Genomic DNA, 22,834 nt, shown 5'->3' with positions numbered 1-22,834 from the left:
TGGCTGGAGATCAGGGCGCGGCCGCTGCGGCCTCGCCCTGCTCCGCCGTCGCGCCGGCCCATCCGCCGCCGAGCGCGACATACAGGTTCACCACTTCGGCCAGTTGCGACTGGCGCGCCCGCACCAGCGCGAGCGATGCGTCATTCGCGCTTCGCTGCGCATCGAGTACTTCCAGGTAACGCGAATAGCCCGCGTCGTAGCGCTTCTGCGCCAGCTCCAGACTGCGTGCAGCGGCGTCGAACTGCGCTTGCAGCGCAACCACACTCTGCGCGTACTGCTCGCCCGCCACCAGCGCATCGCGCACATCGGTGAAGGCACTGCGCACCGCCGACACATAGCTCGCCAGCGCCTGCTTCTGCTGCGCACTGGCCTGATCGACGCGCGCGCTGCGCCGACCGGCGTCGAACAACGGCAGATCCAGACCGATGCCCAGCGACCAGATATTGGCCGGTCCGCTGAACAGGTCGGACAGCTCCCGGCTTTGAGCGCCATAGTTGCCGGTCAGCGAAATCGATGGGTACAGCGCCGCCTTCGCCACGCCGATTTGCGCATTGGCTGCGGCCAGATCGGCTTCGGCCTGACGGATATCCGGCCGCGCGTCGAGCAGCGACGACGGCAGTCCGGCCGGCGGCTGCGGCGGCATGGGCAGCGTGCGCAGGTCGCCCGGCGCGATCGCCAGATCGAGCTGGCCGCTGAGCAGACCGAGCTGGTTCTCGGCAATGACCCGACTGCGCGTCAGATCGGCGATCTGCGCCTCGATGGCCGACACCGCGCCGAGCGCCTGCTGCAGTTCGAGATCATTGGTCAGCCCACGTTCGGTGCGCGTACGCAGGATGGTGGCGTTGTCGCGCCGTGTCGTCAGCGTGTCGCGCGACAGCGCGAGCTGGGCATCCAGGGCCCGCAGGTTCAGGTAGCTTCCGACCAGCTGGCTCACCAGTGTCAGCTCCACCGTGTCCTTTGCGTATCGGGTGCCGAGCGCCTGCGCGCGCGCCGCCTCGCTGGCGCGGCGCAGCTTGCCCCAGAAGTCGATTTCGAAAGAGGTCGAGATCGCCGTCTGGAAGTTGTTGCGGTACAGCGGCGCACCGGCCGGGATCGGTGTCGCCACACCGCTGATGCGTGAGCGGCTCGCGTTCGCGCCCACACCCACATCCGGAAACAGCGCCGCACCGACTTCGCGCAGCACCGCGTCGGCCTGTTCGATCCGCGCGACAGCACGCTGCACGTCGCTGTTGTCGGTCAGCGCACGGTCGACCAGCGCGTTCAGCGTGTCATCGTTGAACAGCTTCCACCAGCCGCGCGCCACCGCCACCTGGGGCTGGCCGTCGTCCGACACCGCAAAGCGCCCGGGCAGCGGCAGCTCGGGCCGTATGTAGTCCGGGCCCACCATGCAGCCGGACAGCAGCAACGCGGCGAGCGCAGTCAGGGCCGGTGAGCGGAATGCAGGCTTCATTGCATCGCCTCCGGGGTGTCTGTGTTGCGCGTTGCCGCCTTGCGGCCGCTCAGCCAGCTATAGAAAAGCGGAATGAAGATCGTCGCGACGAACGTGGCGGCCAGCATGCCGCCGAACACGCCGGTACCCATTGAACGGCGCGCCGACGCACCGGCGCCGGTGGCGATCACCAGCGGCACCACGCCGAGGATGAAAGCGAGCGCAGTCATGCAGATCGGGCGGAAGCGCAGCCGCGCCGCCTCGAGCGAGGCCTCGAGGGCGCTCATGCCCTCGGCCTGCTTCTGCGCAGCGAACTCAACGATCAGGATGGCGTTCTTCGCCGCCAGTCCGACCAGCACCACCAGACCGATCTGGAAATAGATGTCGTTCGGCATGCCGCGCACCCACACCGCCAGCAGCGCCCCGAGGATGGCGAACGGAATCGCGAGGATGACCGCCAGCGGCAGCGACCAGCGCTCGTACTGTGCAGCGAGGATCAGGAACACCATGATGATGCCGAAGCCCATCGCGATCACCGAGGTCAGGCCGGTGCGCTTTTCCTGATACGCCTGACCGGTCCACTCGAGTGAGTAGCCCGCCGGCAGGACGTCGCGCGCCACCTCTTCGACGATCCGGATCGCCTCGCCCGAACTGCGGCCCGGCGCCGAATTGCCGAGGATCTTGGCGGCGATGAAGCCATTGAAGCGCTCGACCATTTCCGGACCGACGACGGACTTCACGGTGATCACCGCCGACAGCGGAATCATTGCACCGGTACTCGCCCGCACATACGGTTTGCCCAGATCTTCCGGCTTCATGCGGTAGGCGGCATCGGCGCCAAGCTGCACCTTGTAGGTCTTGCCCGAGCGATTGAAGTCATTCACATACAGCGTGCCCATCGTGGCCTGAAGCGTCGAATACAGCGCGTCGATCGGTATGCCTAGTGCAATCGCTTTCGACTCGTCCACCTCGACCGCGAGCTGCGGCGACGACACGCGGAAGAAGCTGTTCATGCCGGTCAGTTCGGAGCGCGCCTTCAGCGCCTCAAGCAGTTGCGTGGTGATGGCCGCGAGCTTGCGCGGGTCGGCCTCTTCGCGTGCCTGAACGTAGGCTTCAAAGCCACCCGCCGTACCCAGGCCCTGGATCGGTGGCGGGTTGAAGATCAGTCCCATGCCGTCGGAAAGTTTCATGCCGGCTGCGGCGATCTTCTTCTGCAGGTCGTCAGCCGTTTCGGTGCGCTGGTCCCATGGACGCAGCACCACGAACATCATGGCGACGCTCGACCGGTTGTTGCCGGTGATGAAGTCGATGCCGCGCACCATGAACAGGTTTTCCACCGCCGGCTCGTCGTTGATCACCTTGCGCAGCTTTTCGAACGATTGTTCGGTGCGCTCGGCCGACGCGCCGTCGGGCAGCGTGACGAAACCGAACAGATAGCCCTGGTCTTCCGACGGCACGAAGGCGCCCGGTACGACGCGGAACATGAACCCCGCGCCGGCGAACAGCAGGCCGACCACCAGCACGCTGATCAGGCCATGACGCAGCGTCAGCGCCACGGTGCCGGTGTAGACCTTCGTCAGCCAGTCGAAGCCGCGGTTGAATGGCCGGAACATTTTCGATTCCCCGTCGTGCGGCTTGAGCATCAGCGCGCACAGGGCGGGCGTCAGCGTCAGCGCGACGATGCCGGAAATGGTGACCGACACCGCCACGGTGGCGGCGAACTGCTGGTACAGCTTGCCGGCGATGCCGCCCAGGAAGGCGACCGGCACGAATACCGCGACCAGCACCAGCACCATGGCGACCAGCGCGCCGGACACTTCGCGCATCGCTTCCAGTGCCGCGTCCTTCGGCGTGCGGCCGAATTCGCGCATCTGCCGTTCGACGTTCTCCAGCACCACGATGGCATCGTCCACGACAATGCCGATCGACAGCACCATGGCGAACAGCGTCAGCGTGTTGATCGAAAAGCCGAACATCCACAATCCGGCGAAGGTACCGACCAGCGACACCGGCACCGCAATCAGCGGGATCAGCGTCGCGCGCCAGTTCTGCAGGAAAACGAACACCACCAGCACGACCAGTACGGTGGCTTCGAGCAGCGTCGTCGCCACCGCCTTGATCGATTCGCGGATGAAGCGCGTGGTGTCGTTCGGGATGATGAATTCGAGCCCGTCCGGCAGCCGCACCGACAGTTCATCAAGCTTGGCGCGCACCAGATTCGCCGCTTCCAGCGCATTGGCGCCGGACTGCAGGTAGATACCCATGCCGGACACCGGCGTGCCATTCACCTTGGTCGTGCGGTCATAGTTCTCCGCGCCAAGCTCGATGCGCGCGACGTCCTTCAGCCGCACCACGCCGCCCGGGCCATCAGCGCGCAGCAGGATGTTCTCGAATTCCTCGATGCTCAGCAGACGGCCCTTGGCGCTGACCGTATAGGTGAGCTGCTGACCGTTGAGCACCGGCTCCTGGCCGATGCGGCCGGCCGCGTTCTGCGCGTTCTGCACGCGGATCGCCGCCGCCACGTCGGAGGTGGCGATGCCCAGCCGCGCCATCACGTCCGGCTTGAGCCAGACGCGCATCGCGTACGGCGCGTCGAAGGCGATTGCGTCGCCGACGCCGCGCAGCCGGCGCAATTCGTCGAGCACGTTCACCGCGACGTAATTGGTCAGGAACAGGGTGTCGCGCTGCCCATCGGTCGACTTCAGCGCAGCGATCATCAATAGATTGTTCGAACGCTTGCGCACCACCAGACCGTTGCGCCGCACGTCTTCCGGCAAGCGCGATTCGGCCACCGAAATGCGGTTGTTCACCGCGATCAGCGCGGTGTCGGGGTCGGTGCCGACCTCGAAGGTGAGCGTGATGCTGACCGTGCCGTTCGAGGTCGAGGTCGAGTTGAAGTACAGCAGCCCTTCGACGCCGGACAGTTGTTCCTCGATCGGTGCCGCAACCGTGCGCGAAAGCGTTTCGGCATTGGCACCCGGATAGGTCGCCGTGACGATGACGGTCGGCGGAGAGATTTCCGGGTACTGCGCGACCGGCAGCGACAGCGACGCCACCAGACCGGCAATCATGATCACGATGGAAATGACGCCCGAAAAGATCGGGCGGGTGATGAAGAAGCGGGCCATGGCTGCGCGCTCCGTCAGGTCCTGGGCTGCGCGGCGGCAACCGGCGGCGCAGTGGCCGGCCCCTCGCCCGGTGCACGCGGGGCAACCGGCGCACCCGGACGCAGCTTGATCAGGTTGTCGACGATGACGCGCTCTCCGGGCTTCAGTCCGTCGGTGACCACCCAGTTCTTGCCCTGCCAGTCGCCCAGCTTGACCGGGCGTGGCTCCACCTTGTCATCGGCCCCCACCAGCATGAGCACCGGACCGTTTTCCGTCTGCGTCACGGCGGCCTGCGGTACCAGGAACACGTTGTCCTGTTCGCCGACGATCACGCGGACGCGCACGAACTGGCCGGGCAGGATGCGGGCGTCGGCGTTGGCGAACTCGGCGCGCATTTCCATCGTGCCGAGCAGCGCATCGATGCGGCTGGCGGAAAAGTTGATCTGCCCGCGCAGCGGGTAGATGCTGCCGTCGGGCAGTTGCAGTTCGACATCGCGCAGGCTGCGCGCGGCGGCGCGGCCACCCGGCAGCTTCTGCAGATCGCCATCGGACAGACTGAAACGGATCCAGATCGGATTGATCTGCGAAATCGAGGTCAGCAGGCTTTCGGTTCCCGCATTGACCAACGAGCCTTCGGAGCGCTCCGCCCGGCCGGACATGCCGGACACCGGCGCGGTCACATTCGTGTAGGACAGGTTCAGTTCAGCCTGACGCACCGCCGCTTCGGCCTGGCGCACGGCCGCCTTCGACACCGCACTGGCCGACTTCGTGTCGTCGAATTCCTTCTGGCTGATCGCCCGGTCGGCCACCAGACCCTGCAGGCGCTGCAACTCGCGCGCTGTCTGTTCGTCCAGCGCCTGCGCTTCGGCCATCTGGGCGCGGGCCTGGGCAAGCGCAATTTCGAATGGCGCGCGCTCGATGCGGAACAACGGCTGACCCGCCTTCACCGCTTCACCTTCGCCGTACAGCCGCTTTTCGATGATGCCCGTCACGCGCGCCCTGACTTCAACCTCGCGTGCCCCTTCCGCCTGCGCGACCGATTCGATCAGCAGCGGCGCTCGTGTGCTTTCGGCCACCACGATGGATACCGGCAGCGGTCTGGGCGCTGCAGCGGCGGCCGGCTGGTCACCGGAACACGCGCTCAGGAAGGTCGCCGCAATCAGCAGCGGGATGATCAACAGGGAAAAACGCCGGCCGACAGGAGATTGATGCGAGAGCGCCGGCGACGTGGCGGCGGACGAAACTGCGGGGCGGGCGGGCATCAATGCTCTCCAGATTTCGGCCTGCAATTATATACACGCACGAATGTTTGTAAATTACAGGGGGCCTGCCACCCTGCCAGAGTGCCCGCAAAGGTCAGGCCTGCGGGGCGGCGGGGTCGCCGGCAGCCGCACCGGAGGTCGACAGGTCTGCCGGCACGACGTTCTCCGCCAGCCCCTGTATGCGACGGCGAACCATGTGGATGTGCGCGCGCAACTGATAGTGATAGTCGGCGTGCGACAGCGGCACGCCGATGCGCGCGACGGCCGTTTCAATGCGGTCGAGGTCGAGCAGCCATTCGGCGCGCGGGCGTGTGGTGTCTTCCTGTAGCGCCTGGCGCTCCAGATCCTTCAGCTCGCCGTACCAGCGGTACAGCTTGCTGCGCACGCGCCAGACATACAGTTGCGGCAGGATGCGGAACAGCGGCACGGCCAGGGCGAGCAGCGGTACCAGCAGCACGATCATCCGGTCGAGCAGGTTGGCGATCGAAAACGGCAGGTAGCGCTGCAGGAACGGAGGGCCGACCTCGTAGAAGCGCGCCGCACGCGGGTGCAATTCAAAATCGCCACCGTCAGACTGAGGGAATTGGCCCGGATGCTGAAAAACCGTGGCTTCGGCGTGCGCCGGCTTCAGGGCACCCAGCATCAGGTCAATCAACGCCGGATGGGTGTCCTCGCGCGCCACGACATAGGCGCGGGTCGCCACCATCGAAATGTCGCGCGACGGGATGTCACGCACGAAGTCGATCGCGCCGCGCGGCAGCAGCAGTTCGTTCAAGTGCGGAAAACGGCGCGCGTAGGCCGGCGACTGCGCCATGCTCATGAGCGACACACCGTCGGCGTACAGCAGGGACCATACGCTGGCCGAATTGACCGCACCGACCACGATCAGCGCGTCGATCTTGCGCGCGAGCAGCGCCACCACGCCGGCGGTGCCGCCGAGCGGCTTGAGCAGTTTCCCGTCACCGACGAGTGCATGCGCCTCAAGCAACTGCAGCGCAAGATGACGCGTGCCGCTGCCTTCGGCGCCAACACCGATGCGCAGCCCCTTCAACTGATCCAGCCGGTCCAGCCCCGGCCGGCCGCGATAGAACACCCACACCGGCTCGTAATAAGCGGCACCGAGCGAAAGCAGGCCGGGTGGATGGTCTTCGGCGCTGCCGCCCTGGACAAAACCAAAATCGACTGACTGCCGCGGGTCCATCAGCCGCTGCAGGTTTTCCATCGATCCGGCGCTCTGCCGGACATCCAGGCGCACGCCGAACGGCTCTATCAGCGGCTTGTAGCGCGCACAGAAGGCTTCGTAGGCCGAGCCTTCGGTGCCGCAAGAGAAAGTCGTGAAATCAGGCGGTGCCGGCTTTATGTAGCGCGCAGCGAACCAGAAGCCGGCGCCGACGATGAGCAGCGCCGGCAGGATCAGCACGAACATGTCGCGAAATGACAGCTGGCGCAGCCAGTTGCGCAGCGCGGAAGCACGCAGGGTGTAGGGGGGTGGCGAAGTCATGCGGATCGGATCACGGCGAAAGTTGCGGCTGGCTCAAGTGTGCAACGAGGGCATCCGTTAATGAGGCACGTTGCGACATATTGAATGCATGGGCGGGCGGCAAGCTGCCGAACAAGACACTGACCGGAATCAGAGGTTCGTCCGATGGATGTAGTGGTGATCGACGATGCCCAGGTGAACCTGGTTCTCATGGCTGCGCTGCTGGGCAAACTGCCCGACTGCGCGGCGACCTGTTTCCTGTCGCCTGCCGAGGCGCTCGAACACTGCATGCGCGAAGATCCCGATCTGGTGATAGTCGATTACATGATGCCTGACATGGATGGCATCGAGTTCATCCGGCGCTTCCGCAGTCACCCTGCCCGCTCGCAGACACCGCTGCTGATGGTCACCGCCGATCACGAACGAGAGGTGCGCTACCGGGCGCTCGAATCGGGTGCCAACGATTTCCTGAACAAGCCGCTGGACCGCATCGAATTCACCTCGCGGGTGAAGAACATGCTGTTCCTGCGGCGCAGCCAGGTCGCGCTGGCCGACCACGCACGCACGCTGGCCGACGAGGTGCGCCGCGCCACCGCCGAAATCTACGGGCGCGAGCGCGAAACGCTGAACAAGCTGGCGCGCGCGGCCGAGTTCCGCGATCCGGAAACCGGCGCCCACATCCTGCGTATGGCGCACTATTCCGCCCTGATCGCGCGCGCCATGGGGCTGGATGCCGACATGGAGGAATCGCTGTTGATCGCAGCGCCGATGCACGACATCGGCAAGCTTGGCACGCCGGACCACATCCTGCTCAAGCCGGGCCGACTGGATCCGGACGAAATGGTGATCATGCGCAGGCATGCATCGATCGGTCACGAAATCCTGAAGGATTCGGCATCGCCCTACATGCAGCTCGCCGCAACGATCGCCCTGACCCATCACGAAAAGTTCGACGGCAGCGGCTATCCGAACGGACTGGCCGGGGAGGACATTCCGCTCGTCGGCCGCATCGTGGCGGTGGCCGACGTGTTCGATGCACTGACCTCCCCGCGTCCCTACAAGCCGGCCTGGGACCTGGACAAGGCAACAGCCTTCCTGATCGAGGGCCGCAACCGCCATTTCGACGCGGTCTGCGTGGACGCGCTGCTTGGCCAGTGGGATCAGGTACTGGGCATTCGCGCACGCTTTCAGGACGACACCTGAACCATGGATGACGCACTGACTCCGGGCGGCGGGCGTCTGCTGCAGCGCATCGCGGGACTGTTTGCTCTGGTGTTCTGCATCAGCGTCGTGGGCAATGCCCTCTACACCGCGCACAAACAGTCCCAACACACACTGGAGCAGTTACACCGCAATGCGCTGGCCGAAACACGCGTGATCGGCGAAAGGATCCATCAGGCCACCCGTCTCGATCAGGACAACCTGCGGCGGCTGCTGCCCGGCGACACCCGCCTGCAGGGCGCGGCACTGATCAGCAAGGATGGCGCCACGCTGGCGGCATTCAGGCATGACGCCGGACCCGGCTGGGTGCAAACCGCTCCGATCCAGTTCGAAGCGCCACCGGCGACACCGCAACCGGAAGTCCGTACCGTGTCGGTCAGCGAAAGCCGACCTGGCGATGGCACTCAGACGCGCGTTGTCAGCTGGGTTCCGCTGGCCGGCGAAGGAGAGCTGCGCTGGCTGCGCACCGAAACCGACAGCGCTGAAGCGCGCGAGGTGTGGCAGCACATTCTGGCCGACAGCCTGCTGCATGGCCTGATCGCCATGCTGATCGGCATCGTTGCCCTGCACGTCCTGCTGCGCCGCCCGCTGGCCGCATTGCAGCAGTGCACCGATTTTGCCGAGCGACTCGACCGTTCGACGGGCGAAACCCTGCCGGCAGGCACCGGTTCGCTCGAAACCGACCGGTTGGCGCAGGCGCTGAACTGGGCATCGCTGAGCCTGTACGATCAGCGCAGCGCGCTGGCCGAAAGCGAGGCGCACACGGGCGCAATCATGACTGCCGCGATTGACGCGGTCATTACCTTCGACACCTTCGGCAACGTCATCGAGTACAACCCGGCGGCCGAACGCATGCTGGGCTGGACGCTGACCGAGGCAATGCAACGGCCGGTGATCGAACTGCTGGTCACGCGCAGCGAGCGCGCACGGGACGAGACGGATCTGGTGCAGTGGCTGGGCCGGCGCTTCGATGCAGTCATCGGACACCACCTTCAACTCGATCTGTGCCGCAGGGACGGCAGCCTGTTTCCGGCCGAACTGGCGATCACCGCGTCACAGATGAAGGGGCGCACGCTGTTCACCGCTTTCGTGTCCGACATCAGCGAACGCAAGGCGATACAGGAACAGATCCTGCACGCACGCGACGCCGCCGAGGCAGCCAACCGCGCCAAGAGCGACTTTCTCGCAAACATGAGCCACGAAATCCGCACGCCGATGAACGCCATCATGGGCATGACGGCACTGGCGCTCGACACCGACCTGACCGCCGAACAGCGCGAATACCTCGACCTGGTGAAACAGTCCTCGGACGCATTGCTGACGCTGATCGACGACATCCTCGACTTTTCGAAGATCGAAGCCGGCCATCTGGACTTCGAACAGATACCGTTCAGCCTGCGCGACGTCATCGGTGGCGTCGTGCGCACGCTGCGACCAAAGCCCGACAAACCGGTGGAGCTGCGCTGCCACATCGATCCTGCGGTGGCGGACGCGATGCTGGGAGACCCGATGCGGCTGCGTCAGGTACTCACCAACCTGCTGTCGAACGCGCTGAAGTTCACCGAACGCGGACACGTTGACGTCTCCGTCACGCTGGACGAGCTGACGCCCGAGGCCCAGGGCCTGCGCTTTGCCGTACGCGATACCGGCATCGGCATTCCGCTCGACAAGCAGACGCTGATCTTCGACGCTTTCTCGCAGGCCGATACCTCGACCACGCGCAAGTTCGGCGGTACCGGCCTCGGGCTGGCCATCTGCACGCGCCTGGTGCAGTACATGAACGGAACGATCAGCGTCACAAGTACGCCCGGCGAAGGTTCGACCTTCCATTTCACCGCCCGCTTCCCGCGTGCCGTCGGCAGCGATCTGGCGCAAGCCGACACGCGCTCGCTTGACAACATGTCAGTGCTGGTGATCGAACCGGACGCAGCAGCGCGCGAGGATCTGGCGACCAGGCTGGCACACTGGCATGTGGTACCAAAGCTGTGCGCCGACCTCGACGCCGGCATCGGCGCCATCGTGTCGGCGGAAACCGAGGCACGCTGCTTCCAGGCACTGCTGGTCGACCTGGACATCGCCCGTCGTGACGAATGGGCGCTGGTGCAGACGCTGGGTGGCGAATACAGCCCGGAGCTTCCCATCATCGTGCTGCATGACGGCGCAGCGCCCGAGATGCAGACCGTGCCGATCGGCGTGAACAGCCTGATCGCACGACCGGTTCAGTCAGCACAGCTGCTCGACGCATTGATGGCCGCGCTCGGCATGCGCCCCGCTACGTCCGCCGGAACGCCGTCCGATACGCAGGTCCCGCTGCGCAACAACCGACCGCTGAACATCCTGCTGGCCGAAGACAACCCGATCAACCAGACGCTCGCGCTGCGTGTGCTGGAACGGCTCGGCCATCACGTCGAACTGGCCAGCAATGGCGTCGAGGCCGTGGCGCTGGCAGCCCGGCAGCGCTTCGATGTGATCCTGATGGATGTGCAGATGCCGCAGATGGGCGGCTTCGAGGCGACGCGGCACATCCGCACCCAGGACGGCCGGCGGCACACGCCCATCGTCGCGATGACCGCACACGCGATGGCCGGCGACCGCGAAAAATGTGTCGAAGCGGGCATGGACGGCTATGTATCGAAACCGGTGCAGGTACCGGCTCTACTGCGCGCACTGGACGAGGCACTCGGTCCGTCCGCTGCACCAACGGCCAGCTGCCCGCCCGACACGCCAGCGGCCGAGACAAGGTTCGACCGCCAGTTCATGCTCGGCAACCTCGGCGGCGACGAGGCGCTGATGCACGACATCATCACGTTGTTCCTGCGCGACTACCGCAGCACACTGGACGCGCTGGTGCAGGCCTTTGCCGGCGGCACGCGGGAAGAACTGGCGATGCAGGCGCACACGCTGAAGGGAATCGTGCGCAACTTCGGCGCCAGCCGGGGCGCCGAAGTTGCCGCGCACCTGGAACGCGGGGGCGGCGGCGCACCGGCGGAAGACCCGCAGTGCGCCGCATGGGTGGAGCAGCTGGTCGACGAGACCGAAGCGCTGGCGACCGAGCTGCGTGCCGCGCAGCAGGCGGCGCGCAAGGTCGCCTGAGCAATACCTGCGGTCAGCTGGCGCCCGATGTGCCGCGCTGGATGAATTCGATCTTGTAGCCGTCCGGATCCTCGACGAAAGCAATGACGGTCGTGCCGTGCTTCATCGGACCGGCCTCGCGCACCACGCGACCACCCAGTGCCCGGACCTGATCACAGGTCGCGTAGGCGTCATCGACTTCCAGCGCGATGTGGCCGTAAGCGTTTCCCATCTCGTAGGCGTCGGTGTCCCAGTTGTGCGTCAGTTCCAGCACGGCCCCTTCCGATTCGTCCTGATAGCCGATGAAGGCGAGCGTGAACTTGCCGTCCGGATAGTCCTGCCGGCGCAGAAGGCGCATGCCAAGAACCTTGGTGTAGAACTCGATCGACCGGTCGAGCTGGCCGACGCGCAGCATGGTGTGCAGGATTCTCACGGTGTGACCTCGCAGTTTGGTGGGTTCAGTGGGCGACGATGCGGCCCGGATGCTGGGTACGCAACTCGCGTCGCGCGGCTTCGAAGCCGGGCAGGATCAGCGCCACGGTATCCCAGAAGGCGCGCGAGTGATTCAGTTCCTTCAGGTGCGCCAGCTCGTGTGCAATCACGTAGTCGATCATCGCCGTCGAGAAATGGATCAGTCGCCAGTTGAGCCGGATCACGCCCTGCGCAGTGCAGGTACCCCATAGCGTGTTGGCGGAACTGAGCATGACGCGAGACGGCGACACGCCGATGCGCTCGCCCAGTTCGGTCGCGCGTTGCGTGAAGCGCGCAAGCGCCTCGCGCTGCAGGAAGGCACATACCGCATCGCGCACGCGGTCGTGGTCGGCATCGGCCGGCAGAGGAAGGCGCAGCATGTCATCGTCGATCATCGGCCGCGCGCAGGTGTCGCCAAGGCGCAGCGTCACGTGGCCGCCCAGCCAGGGCAGTCGGGCACCGTCGCGCCAGTCGGTGCGCACCGGCGCACGGCGCGCGCGCACTTCGCCCAGCTTGGTGAAGATCCAGCGCTGCTTCTCGCGCAACGCCTCCTCGATCTGCGGCAGCGTCACCCAATGCGGCGCGGTGACGCGCAGCCCCGATTCGCCGATCGAAAAACCGATCGAGCGGCGACGCGAACGACGCAGCGCGTACTCGACGATCTGCTGCCCAAGCACGATGTGACGCCCACGCAGCGGCGGCGGCGCGGTGTGTTCCGGCGTATCGAGGGCCAACTCAAGCTGCTGCGGACAGGTGTTCGGCTTCATAGTGATGCGGAAAAAGTCGACGCATTTCACTTTCGATCCAGACCTGAGCGTGCCCGTTGATCTGTTCGGTCGTCAAGCCCTGTGTCGCGATCGGGGGGCCGATGCTCACGACGATCTCGCCCGGATACTTCAGGAAGGCGTTGCGCTTCCAGTAGTCCCCCGCGTTGTGCGCGATCGGCACCACGGGCGCACCGGTCACCTGCGCAAGCCTTGCGCCGCCGGCCTTGTAGCGCCGCGTCTCGCCCGGCGACATGCGCGTGCCCTCGGGAAACACGGTCACCCAGAACCCCTGTTCGAGCAGCACGCGGCCCTGCTCTTCCACCTGCACCAGCGCATCGCGCCCGGCCGACCGGTCGATGGCGATGCTCGGCATGCAGGCCAGCCCCCAGCCGAAGAACGGAATGCGCAGCAACTCCTTCTTCAGCACGAAGGCGACCGGCGGCAGTATCCGTTGCAAGCTCATCGTTTCCCAGGCGGACTGGTGCTTGCACAGCACCACGGCGCTGCGCGACGGCAGGTTTTCGGTGCCGATCACGCGATAGTGCAGGCCGACCACATGGTGCAGCGCGAACATCGCCAGGCGCGTCCACCCGCCGATGATGCGGTAGCGCACGTGCGGCGGCAGCGGCCGCACGAGAATGGCGAGCATCGCAAACGGCGGCGTGATCAGGATGAGCACAGCGAAGAACAGGCATGAACGCAGGAAGGTCATCAGTCGGCAGTCACCGTAAATGCGCGCACCATGGCGGCCAGGTTGTCATAGATCCGGGCGCCGCGTGACAGTGCCGGATCGGCTTCGGTCTTGGTGCCCTTGCCGGTACGCACCAGCACAGGTTGCGCGCCAGCCGCATCGGCTGCCTGCAGGTCGCGCAGGCTGTCGCCGACCACCGGCACGTCGGCCAGATCCACGTTGAAGCGACTCGCAATCTCCAGCAGCATGCCCGGCTTGGGCTTGCGGCAGGCGCACTTCGAATCGGCCGCGTGCGGACAGAAGAAGATGGCGTCGATGCGCCCGCCGGTCTGGGCAAGCGAGCGGTGCATCTTGTCGTGGATCGCAGCAAGGGTGTCCATGTCGAACAGACCGCGACCGACGCCCGACTGGTTGGTCGCCACCACGACGCGCCAGCCGAACTGGTTCAGCAGCGCGATCGCTTCGAGCGACCCTTCTATCGGTCGCCACTCCTGCGGCGACTTGATGAACTGGTCGGAGTCGTAATTGATGACGCCGTCGCGGTCGAGGATGATCAGTTTCATCCGTCAGTCTTTCAATTCCAGCCGCGAAATATCCGCCACTGCATTCATCGCCGCGGCCAGCTGACCGAGCAGCGCCAGCCGGTTGGCACGCACGGTCGCATCGTCGGCGTTCACCATGACATCGTCGAAAAAGCGGTCGACCGGCCCGCGCAGCATGGCAAGGGCGCTCAATGCGCCAGCGTAGTTGCCACGTTCGATATGCTGATGCGCCATCATGTTTGCGGTGCTCAGCGCGTGGTTCAGTTCGACCTCCGCCTCTTCCGCGAACAGCGCGGGATCGATGACGTCGCCGACTTCACTTGCCTTCTTCAGGATGTTCACGATGCGCTTGTTGGCCGCAGCAAGCGACTGCGCCTCGGCCAGTTCGGAGAACGCGACCACGGCCGCGAGCTTGGCCGGCACCAGATCGATGCGCACAGGCCCGAGCGCCAGCACGGCGTCGATCGCGCGCGCCTCGGAGCCGCCGTCCTTGAGCAGGTTGCGCAGGCGCTCCTGCATGAAATCGTGCAGTTGTGCGGCGAACCCCGCGGTTTCGCCGGCACCGATCTGGCCGGCGCGGAAACCGCCGGCAGCGATCTGTACCAGCTGACCGAGATCGAGCGGCAGCGATGCTTCCATCAGGATGCGCAGCACGCCGAGTGCGGCGCGTCGCAGCGCGAACGGATCCTTGTCGCCGGTCGGAATCTGGCCGATGCCGAAGAAGCCGACCAGCGCGTCGATCTTGTCGGCCAGCGATACCGCGCAGGCGACATCGCCCTGCGGCAGCGCATCGCCGGCAAAGCGCGGGCGATAGTGCTGCTCGACCGCCGCTGCCACCGTATCGGTCTCGCCGTCATGCTGCGCGTAGTAGCGCCCCATGACCCCCTGCAGCTCCGGAAACTCGCCCACCATGTCGGTCATCAGGTCGGCCTTGGCGAGCAATGCCGCGCGCGCCGTCGCCAGCACATCTGCATCGAGCAGATGCGCGATTTCCGTCGCCAGCCGCTGGATGCGCATGACGCGGTCGAACTGGCTGCCGAGGCGGTTGTGATAGACCACCGATTCCATCTTCGTGATGCGTCCGGCCAGCGGCGTCTTCTTGTCCTGCTCGAAGAAGAAGCGCGCATCGGACAGGCGGGCACGCACCACGCGTTCGTTGCCGGACACGATGTTGTACGCATCGGCCACCTGCATGTTCGACACGACGAGAAAGCGGTTGAGCAGCTTTCCCGAGGCGTCGAGCAGCGGGAAGTACTTCTGGTTGGCCTTCATCGTCAGGATGAGGCACTCCTGCGGCACGGCCAGAAATTCCGGTTCGAACTGCGCGACATACACGACCGGGAATTCGACCAGCGCCGTCACTTCGTCGACCAGCGCAGCGTCGTCGACGTGGTGCACGCCCTCGCCCAGCGCGGTGCAGGCCTGGGCCAGCTTCTGCGTGATGAGCGCGCGGCGCGCCTCGAATGAGGCCATGACCGAACCGCGCTCGTACAGTGTGCGGGCGTACTCGTCAGCGCTGGCCAGCGTCACCTCGCCCTCGCCCATGAAGCGGTGACCGCGGGTGCTGCGGCCCGACGCATGCCCGAACGCCATGCCCGGCACGATGCGATCGCCATGCAGCATGACCAGCCCGTGCACCGGGCGCACGAACTGGAAGTCGCAGTCGGACCAGCGCATCAGCTTCGGAATCGGCAGCTTCTTCAAGGCGTCGAGCACGATGCCGGCGAGCACGTCATCGAGTGCAGCGCCTGAAACTGTCATCGCGTAGAACAACGTTTCGCTCTTGCCATCCATCCGGCGCGTGAACTGCGGCAGCGCCTCGGCCGGGATGTTTTTCGCCTGCAGCTTCTTCAGCAATGCCGGCGTAGGTTTGCCATCGGCGTCGAGCGCGACGGCAACCGGCATCAGCTTTTCGTCGACCACGGCATCGGGCGCGCGGTCGGTCACGTTCTGCACTGTGAGGGCAAGGCGGCGCGGACTGGCATAGCGGTCCATGCGTGCATCGGCGGCGACCAGCTTGCGCTCGACCAGCGCCTTGAACACACCGTCGGCGAACACTTCGCCCAGTCTCGACAAGGCTTTCGGCGGCAACTCTTCGGTCAGCAGTTCGACCAGTAATGTGGCGTGCATAGTCAGTCCAGAATCAGCCGCCGTGACCGGCGGTGTCGAAGCAATCGGTGATCAGGCGGCGCGCAGCGCTTCGATGCGGCCGCACTCTTCTTCGCCCAGCAGCGCGCGCAGGCGCGGGCTCGTCAGGTCGGCCATCGGAAAGCCGCGCTGCTCGCGCGACGCGTAGTAGGCCTGCGCCACCAGTCGCGCCAGCGCGCGTACACGACCGATGTAGGCAGCGCGCTCGGTGACCGAAATCGCGCCGCGCGCATCGAGCAGGTTGAAGCTGTGCGAGGCCTTCATGACCATTTCGTAGCCGGGCAGCGGCAGGCCGACTTCGATCAGGCGCTTCGCTTCCGACTCGTAGTCACCAAATTGCCTGAACAGCCACTCGACGTTGGAATGTTCGAAGTTGTAGGTCGACTGCTCGACCTCGTTCTGGTGATAGACGTCACCGTAGCGGATGCCCGGCGCCCACACCAGGTCATACACGTTCTCGACGCCCTGCAGATACATCGCGAGGCGCTCCGCGCCGTACGTGATTTCACCGAGCACCGGCTTGCAGGGGATCGAACCGACCTCCTGGAAGTAGGTGAATTGCGTCACCTCCATGCCGTCCAGCCACACTTCCCAGCCCAGACCCCAGGCGCCGAGCGTCGGCGACTCCCAGTCGTCCTCGACGAAGCGGATGTCGTGCTGTGACGGATCAAGACCCAGCGCGCGCAGGCTGTCGATGTACAGCTCCTGGATATTCGGCGGCGACGGCTTCAGCGCGACCTGGAACTGGTAGTAGTGCTGCAGCCGGTTCGGGTTCTCGCCGTAGCGGCCATCCTTCGGGCGGCGCGACGGCTGCACGTAGGCGGCGCGCCAGGGCTCGGGGCCGATGGCGCGCAGGAAGGTGGCGGTGTGGAAGGTGCCGGCACCGACCTCGATGTCATAGGGCTGCAGCAGGGCGCAGTTCTGGTCGCCCCAGAAGCGGGACAGACGCAGCAGGACTTCCTGGAATGTGGGTGCGGCGGACATGGGCACTGAACGAATCGGAAAGCGCGGATTCTACCGGCTCGCCTTGCGCCGCACCATCGCCGCCCCGATAAGCAGCAGCGCGCCGATCACCACCGGCGCGTTACCCCAGCGCATGAAGGGCGTCAGGCCCTGATGGCCGGACAGTTCGACACGCAGTCCGGCACGTTCAAAAGGTGGCAGCGCGGCGATGATGCGACCGTCGGCACCGATCGCTGCCGTCATGCCGGTATTGGTGGCGCGCAGCATCGGCCGGCCCATTTCCAGCGCACGCAGCTGCGCGATCTGCAGATGCTGTGGCTGCGCCAGCGAATCGCCGAACCAGGCCGTGTTCGACACATTGACCAGCAGCGTCGCATCGCGCGCAGCGGCGATCAGTTCTTCGCCGAACACGTCTTCGTAGCAAATGTTCACCGCGACCTTCTCGCCGGCCAGATCGAGCGGTGGCTGCACCGCCGCACCGCGGCCGAAGTCGGACATCGGAATGGACAGCAGCGACAGCGTCCACGCGAACAGCGGCGGCGTGAATTCACCGAACGCCACCAGATGCGACTTGCTGTAGCGCGCATCGTCACGTCCCAGCGCGACCGCACTGTTGAAGTAACGGGCGGTTCCGTCACCGTCGCGACCGATGGTGATTGCGCCCATCAGCACATCGACGCCGGTGCGCCGCACTTCCGCCAGCCAGGCCGGATCGATCTCGTCGTACGGCACCGGGATCGCGGTTTCCGGCAATACGACCAGATCGGCGGGCCAGGTGCGCGCGAGGTCGAGATAGGTCTGCATCGAATCGGGCAGACGTTCCGGCACCCACTTCAGGCTCTGCGGCACATTCCCTTGCAGCAGGCTCACGGTCAGCGTGCGACCCGTGGGTTCGGTCCAGCGCACGACACCGAGCAGCGCGCCACCGGCCAGCAGTGCGACCAGCGACACGATGGCCGGCCGCCAGGTCATCCGCTGCAGCACTGCCGCGGCAAGCAGGGCGGCGATCAGGGCGGCGACCCAGCCTGCGCCGTGCACACCGAACACGGGCACATACCCGGCCAGCGGGCTGGGCGGCGCGTGCGCGTAGCCGCTGGCCAGCCACGGGAAGCCGGTCAGCAGCGTGCCGCGCAACCATTCGGTCAGTGCCCACAGACCGGCAAACAGCGGCGCGTACAGCACGCGACCGGGGCGCAGCCAGCCCTGCGCGGCGCAGGCCGCCGCCGGGAACAAGGACAGGTAAACGCAGAACAGGAAGGTTGCGAGCAGTGAAATCGCCATCGGCATGCCGCCGAAGTCGTGCAGGCTCACATGCACCCAGGACACGCCACCGAGGAACCAGCCCATGCCGAACACGAAACCGGTCAGCGCGGCAGCACGCGGATGGCAGCGGTCGATCAGCCACAGCAGCGTGGCCAGCGACAGCAGCGGGAGCGCAAACAGGCCGAGAGGCGCGAATCCGGCAACCGCCAGCAGACCGGCCGCACCGGCTGCGGCCAGCCTGACCGCAGGCTTCATTCGACCGGCGCTGCGGCGACCGGCGTGGCCGGCTTGATGCGATCCACCATCAGCGTATGCACGCGACGACTGTCGGCGCGCAGCACGGTGAAGCGCAGATCATGCAGCTGGATGACTTCGCCGCGTTTGGGCAGACGGCCGAGCTGGTGGATGACCAGACCGCCGACCGTATCGAAGGCGTCGTCTTCGAACCCGGTCGCGAATACCTCGTTGAAATCCTCGATCTCGGTCGCCGCCTTGACGCGATAGCGCCCGGCCTGGTCGATCCGGATGTTGTCGGCCGATTCGTCGAAGTCGTACTCGTCCTCGATGTCGCCGACGATCTGTTCCAGCACGTCCTCGATCGTCACCAGACCCGCCACACCGCCGTATTCGTCGACGACGATGGCCATGTGGTTGCGGCTGGCGCGGAACTCGCGCAGCAGCACGTTGAGCCGCTTCGATTCGGGGATGAACACGGCCGGGCGCAGCATGTCGCGCAGGCTGTCGTCGTGGCCGGACACCAGCCGAAGCAGATCCTTGGCGAGCAGGATGCCGATGACGTCATCGCGGTTGTCGCCAATGACCGGAAAACGCGAGTGCGCGGTGCGCAGCGCGGTATCGACGATCTTTTCAAGCGGGTCTTCGATGTCGACGCAATCCATCTGGGCACGCGGGATCATCACGTCGCGCACCGGCATGTCTGACACCTGGAGTGCGCCTTCGATGATCGACAGGGCGTCCGCGTCGAGCAGATTGCGTTCGAAGGCGGAGTGCAGCAGCGCCAGCAACTGGTCCCGGTCTTCCGGTTCGCGCATCAGAAGATGGCTCAGCCGTTCAAGAAAACCCGGGCGATGCGGGGCAGAAGGACTACTGTCCATGCGGGGTGAAGGAAACGAACACGGCACAAGTGTAACCCGAGCCGCGTGCAGGTTTCGAGTCAGGCGTGCATCACAGGCCGCGAGCGCAGCGGCGCATGCCCGGTTTCAGCTGTCGTCGGCGTACGGATCGGGCAGACCCAGCCCGGCCAGGATGCGGCGCTCCTCGGCCTCCATCGCCTCGGCATCGGCGTCCGACGTTTCGTGGTCCCGGCCCTGCAGATGCAGCGTGCCGTGCACGATCAGGTGGGCCGCATGCTGCGCGAACGGCTTGCGCTGTGCGCTTGCCTCGGTCGCAAGAACCGGCTGGCAGATGACCAGATCGCCCGCCAGATGCGCGCCCTGCTCGTACGGGAACGACAGCACATTGGTCGCGTAGTCACGGCCGCGATAGTCGAGATTGAGCGCCCGGCCTTCATCGGCGTCGACGAAACGCACCGTGATGTCGGCACGCAGCACGACCTCCGGGTCGACTGCGGCGCGCACCCAGCGCAGCACATCGGCACGCAGCGGACATCCTTCGCGCACGCAGGCGTACTGCACCGACAGGTTCAGCCGCATCAGCCGCGCGGTCCCCGGCGCATGGCTTCTTCGGCGTCGCGCTGCGCATCGAATCGTTCGTAGGCCGACACGATGCGCGCTACCAGCGGATGGCGCACGACGTCCTCGGCAAGGAATTCGGTCGTGGCGATGCCGCGCACGTCGTGCAGCACCTTGCGCGCTTCGCCCAGCCCGCTCTTGTGGCCACGCGGCAGGTCGATCTGCGTCAGGTCGCCGGTGATGACCGCCTTGGAGCCGATGCCCATGCGGGTCAGGAACATCTTCATCTGTTCCGGCGTGGTGTTCTGCGCCTCGTCGAGAATGATGAAGGCGTTGTTCAGCGTGCGGCCGCGCATATAGGCCAGCGGGGCGATCTCGATCACCTGCCGTTCGAAGGCGCGCGCGACGCGCTCGAAACCCATCAATTCATAAAGCGCGTCGTACAGCGGCCGCAGATACGGGTCGACCTTCTGCGCCAGATCGCCGGGCAGGAAACCGAGCCGCTCGCCGGCTTCGACCGCCGGGCGGGTCAGCACGATGCGCGCGACCGTTTCGCGTTCCAGTGCGTCAACGGCGCTGGCCACCGCCAGATAGGTCTTGCCGGTGCCGGCCGGACCGATGCCGAACGTGATGTCGTGTTCCTGTATCTGCTTCAGGTACTGCGCCTGACGCGGCGTGCGGCTGTGCAGGTTGCTCTTGCGCGTCAGCAGCGTCGGCGCCCCGGGTTCCGGCAGTCCGCGGTTCGACAGTTCGATCAGGCCGAGCTGGATGGCATCCACGCTCAGGTGATCCTTGGCGACGCTGTAGAAGTGGCGCAGCGCCACGGCCGCGCGCTGCGACTGCACCGGATCGCCGCTGACGCGGAAGCTTTCGCCACGGCGGGCGATTTCGACGTCGTAGGCGGTTTCGAGCTGGCGCAGGTTTTCGTCCAGCACGCCACACAGATTGGCCAGCCGGGTGTTGTCCAGCGGTTCGAGCAACAATTCGAGCGGTCTGGTTTTCAAGCGCCGACCGCCTCTCGCGTGAGCACCGCGCCACGCAGGCTGTGCGGCAGCGCCGATTCGATGCGCACGTCGATGAAGGTGCCGATGAGCCGTGCCGGACCGGCGAAATTGACGACACGGTTGTTGTCGGTGCGGCCGGCCAGCTCACTGGCGTCCTTGCGCGACTCACCCTCGACCAGAATGCGCTGGACCGTGCCGACCATGGCCTGGCTGATGGCCTGCGTGTGTTCCTCGATGCGCTTCTGCAGCCGCGCAAGTCGCGCCTGCTTGACGTCTGCCGGTGTGTCGTCCGCCATGTCGGCGGCCGGCGTGCCGGGCCGTGCGCTGTAGACGAAGCTGAAGCTGTTGTCGAAACCGACGTCGTCGATCAGCTTCATCGTCTTTTCGAAGTCGTCGTCGGTTTCACCCGGAAAGCCGATGATGAAATCGGAACTGAGCGACAGATCGGGACGCGCTGCGCGCAGCCTGCGCACCACCGCCTTGTACTCGAGCACCGTGTAGCCGCGCTTCATCGCCGCGAGGATGCGGTCGGAACCGCTCTGCACCGGCAGGTGCAGCTGCGACACCAGCTTGGGCAGGCGCGCGTAGGCGTCGATCACCCGCTGCGTCATTTCGCGCGGGTGCGAGGTCGTATAGCGGATGCGCTCGATGCCGGGCAGGTCATGCACGCATTCGAGCAGGAAGGCGAAGTCGCCGATGTCGTCCGAGCCGCGAGTGATCGGCGCACGCCAGGCATTGACGTTCTGGCCGAGCAAGGTCACTTCCTTGACGCCCTGCCCGACCAGGGTCGCCACCTCGGTCAGGATGTCGTCCAGCGGGCGCGACACTTCCTCGCCGCGCGTGTAGGGCACGACGCAGAACGTGCAGTACTTCGAACAGCCTTCCATGATGGACACGAAGGCGGTGGCGCCGTCGACGCGCGCCGGTGGCATGTGGTCAAACTTCTCGATCTCGGGAAAACTGATGTCCACCTGCGGCCGGCCGCTCTCGCGCCGCTTCGCGATCAGGTCGGGCAGACGGTGCAGGGTTTGCGGGCCGAACACGAAGTCCACATAGGGCGCGCGCTCGACGATGGCAGCCCCCTCCTGACTGGCGACGCAGCCGCCGACGCCGATCAGCAGGCGCGGATTGTCCTTCTTCAGGTGCTTGACCCGCCCGAGGTCATGAAACACCTTCTCCTGCGCCTTTTCACGCACCGAGCAAGTGTTGAACAGGATCACGTCAGCCTCTTCGGGGCGATCGGTCGGCGTCAGGCCCTCGGACTCGCCGAGCACGTCGGCCATCTTGTCCGAGTCGTACTCGTTCATCTGGCAGCCAAAGGTCTTGATGTAAATCTTGCGGCTCATCGGGGCGAACTCATCCGGATCGTCATGCTTGTTTTACTGTTTGGGGGCCGGCAGGTCGATCTCGTCCGGCGACAGGATCCACACGCGGTACAGGTCGCCATTGGCGTCCAGCTTGTACCGCACGACCTGTTCGGACGTGATCATGACCGGCAGCATGATGCGGTTATCGGTCGAACGTATGTGGGCACCGGGCGCCAGCCGGAAAACATGCTTGCCCATTTCGACCAGTCCGTCCTGCGGCGGCTGCATCTTCGCCTTGATTGCGTCGGGCGGAATCGCGCGCAACTGGGCCAGGGCGAACGCCGGGCAGCACATCAACAGAAACAGGGCAGTCGCAATGCGCATCGGCGGTTTGTCAGGGCGGTGACTGATCACAGATTGTAGCGTGCGCCCGGGTACAACCCCAACGATGAACC

The 22,834-nt window shown here is 65.7% G+C and carries 18 protein-coding genes; 2 read left to right on the top strand and 16 right to left on the bottom strand.

The features are described from left to right. Window positions 1-10: 10 nt before the first annotated feature. The 4 genes from Q8Q80_RS17730 to Q8Q80_RS17715 form a co-directional block, all read right to left on the bottom strand. Window positions 11-1,450: an efflux transporter outer membrane subunit gene (locus tag Q8Q80_RS17730; protein WP_305634192.1), complete on the bottom strand. Its 1,440-nt coding sequence runs from the start codon at window positions 1,448-1,450 to the stop codon at window positions 11-13. Next, window positions 1,447-4,557, bottom strand: coding sequence for an efflux RND transporter permease subunit (locus tag Q8Q80_RS17725; RefSeq protein ID WP_305634191.1), 3,111 nt, complete (start codon window positions 4,555-4,557; stop codon window positions 1,447-1,449). Before Q8Q80_RS17725 ends, Q8Q80_RS17730 begins: the two co-directional genes overlap by 4 nt. A gap of 14 nt (window positions 4,558-4,571) precedes the next feature. Beyond that, window positions 4,572-5,798, bottom strand: a complete 1,227-nt coding sequence (locus Q8Q80_RS17720) for an efflux RND transporter periplasmic adaptor subunit (RefSeq protein WP_305634190.1) — start codon at window positions 5,796-5,798, stop codon at window positions 4,572-4,574. Window positions 5,799-5,892: 94 nt separating this feature from the next. Then, a complete protein-coding gene (locus Q8Q80_RS17715) occupies window positions 5,893-7,299 on the bottom strand; it encodes a TAXI family TRAP transporter solute-binding subunit (RefSeq protein WP_305634189.1) in 1,407 nt (468 codons plus the stop codon). Window positions 7,300-7,443: 144 nt separating this feature from the next. Here Q8Q80_RS17715 and Q8Q80_RS17710 point away from each other — a divergent pair, with 144 nt between their 5' ends. Further along, entirely contained in the window at window positions 7,444-8,481 is a 1,038-nt protein-coding gene (locus Q8Q80_RS17710) for an HD domain-containing phosphohydrolase (protein WP_305634188.1), read from the top strand. A 3-nt stretch (window positions 8,482-8,484) separates the two neighbouring features. Beyond that, window positions 8,485-11,592 (top strand): response regulator, encoded by a 3,108-nt coding sequence (locus Q8Q80_RS17705; protein ID WP_305634187.1) that lies wholly within the window; start codon window positions 8,485-8,487, stop codon window positions 11,590-11,592. 13 nt (window positions 11,593-11,605) lie between these two features. On the opposite strand, the gene gloA is transcribed toward Q8Q80_RS17705, so the two are convergent. The 12 genes from gloA to Q8Q80_RS17645 form a co-directional block, all read right to left on the bottom strand. After that, window positions 11,606-12,004 (bottom strand): lactoylglutathione lyase, encoded by a 399-nt coding sequence (gloA, locus tag Q8Q80_RS17700; RefSeq protein WP_305634186.1) that lies wholly within the window; start codon window positions 12,002-12,004, stop codon window positions 11,606-11,608. Between the two features lie 25 nt (window positions 12,005-12,029). Next, entirely contained in the window at window positions 12,030-12,809 is a 780-nt protein-coding gene (locus tag Q8Q80_RS17695; RefSeq protein WP_305634185.1) for a M48 family metallopeptidase, read from the bottom strand. Beyond that, on the bottom strand, window positions 12,778-13,521 hold the full coding sequence (locus tag Q8Q80_RS17690; protein ID WP_305634184.1) for a 1-acyl-sn-glycerol-3-phosphate acyltransferase: 744 nt from the start codon (window positions 13,519-13,521) through the stop codon (window positions 12,778-12,780). The genes Q8Q80_RS17695 and Q8Q80_RS17690 overlap by 32 nt, the downstream gene beginning before the upstream one ends. Continuing rightward, on the bottom strand, window positions 13,521-14,063 hold the full coding sequence (gene gmhB / locus Q8Q80_RS17685) for a D-glycero-beta-D-manno-heptose 1,7-bisphosphate 7-phosphatase (RefSeq protein WP_305634183.1): 543 nt from the start codon (window positions 14,061-14,063) through the stop codon (window positions 13,521-13,523). Before gmhB ends, Q8Q80_RS17690 begins: the two co-directional genes overlap by 1 nt. 3 nt (window positions 14,064-14,066) lie before the next feature. Next, entirely contained in the window at window positions 14,067-16,172 is a 2,106-nt protein-coding gene (glyS, locus tag Q8Q80_RS17680) for a glycine--tRNA ligase subunit beta (protein ID WP_305634182.1), read from the bottom strand. Window positions 16,173-16,223: 51 nt separating this feature from the next. Beyond that, entirely contained in the window at window positions 16,224-17,174 is a 951-nt protein-coding gene (gene glyQ / locus Q8Q80_RS17675) for a glycine--tRNA ligase subunit alpha (RefSeq protein WP_305634181.1), read from the bottom strand. A gap of 30 nt (window positions 17,175-17,204) precedes the next feature. Continuing rightward, window positions 17,205-18,671: an apolipoprotein N-acyltransferase gene (lnt, locus tag Q8Q80_RS17670; RefSeq protein ID WP_305634180.1), complete on the bottom strand. Its 1,467-nt coding sequence runs from the start codon at window positions 18,669-18,671 to the stop codon at window positions 17,205-17,207. Then, window positions 18,668-19,531: an HlyC/CorC family transporter gene (locus Q8Q80_RS17665; protein ID WP_305634179.1), complete on the bottom strand. Its 864-nt coding sequence runs from the start codon at window positions 19,529-19,531 to the stop codon at window positions 18,668-18,670. Before Q8Q80_RS17665 ends, lnt begins: the two co-directional genes overlap by 4 nt. 105 nt (window positions 19,532-19,636) lie before the next feature. Next, window positions 19,637-20,089, bottom strand: a complete 453-nt coding sequence (gene ybeY / locus Q8Q80_RS17660) for an rRNA maturation RNase YbeY (RefSeq protein WP_305634178.1) — start codon at window positions 20,087-20,089, stop codon at window positions 19,637-19,639. Next, on the bottom strand, window positions 20,089-21,072 hold the full coding sequence (locus Q8Q80_RS17655) for a PhoH family protein (RefSeq protein ID WP_305634177.1): 984 nt from the start codon (window positions 21,070-21,072) through the stop codon (window positions 20,089-20,091). Before Q8Q80_RS17655 ends, ybeY begins: the two co-directional genes overlap by 1 nt. After that, window positions 21,069-22,418, bottom strand: coding sequence for a tRNA (N6-isopentenyl adenosine(37)-C2)-methylthiotransferase MiaB (miaB, locus tag Q8Q80_RS17650; protein ID WP_305634176.1), 1,350 nt, complete (start codon window positions 22,416-22,418; stop codon window positions 21,069-21,071). The genes Q8Q80_RS17655 and miaB overlap by 4 nt, the downstream gene beginning before the upstream one ends. A gap of 33 nt (window positions 22,419-22,451) precedes the next feature. Continuing rightward, entirely contained in the window at window positions 22,452-22,763 is a 312-nt protein-coding gene (locus Q8Q80_RS17645; protein ID WP_305634175.1) for a hypothetical protein, read from the bottom strand. Between the last annotated feature and the right edge of the window lie 71 nt (window positions 22,764-22,834).

The organism is Methyloversatilis sp., from assembly GCF_030698125.1.
GTDB lineage: Bacteria > Pseudomonadota > Gammaproteobacteria > Burkholderiales > Rhodocyclaceae > Methyloversatilis.
This window is presented reverse-complemented; position numbering and strand designations above follow the sequence as displayed.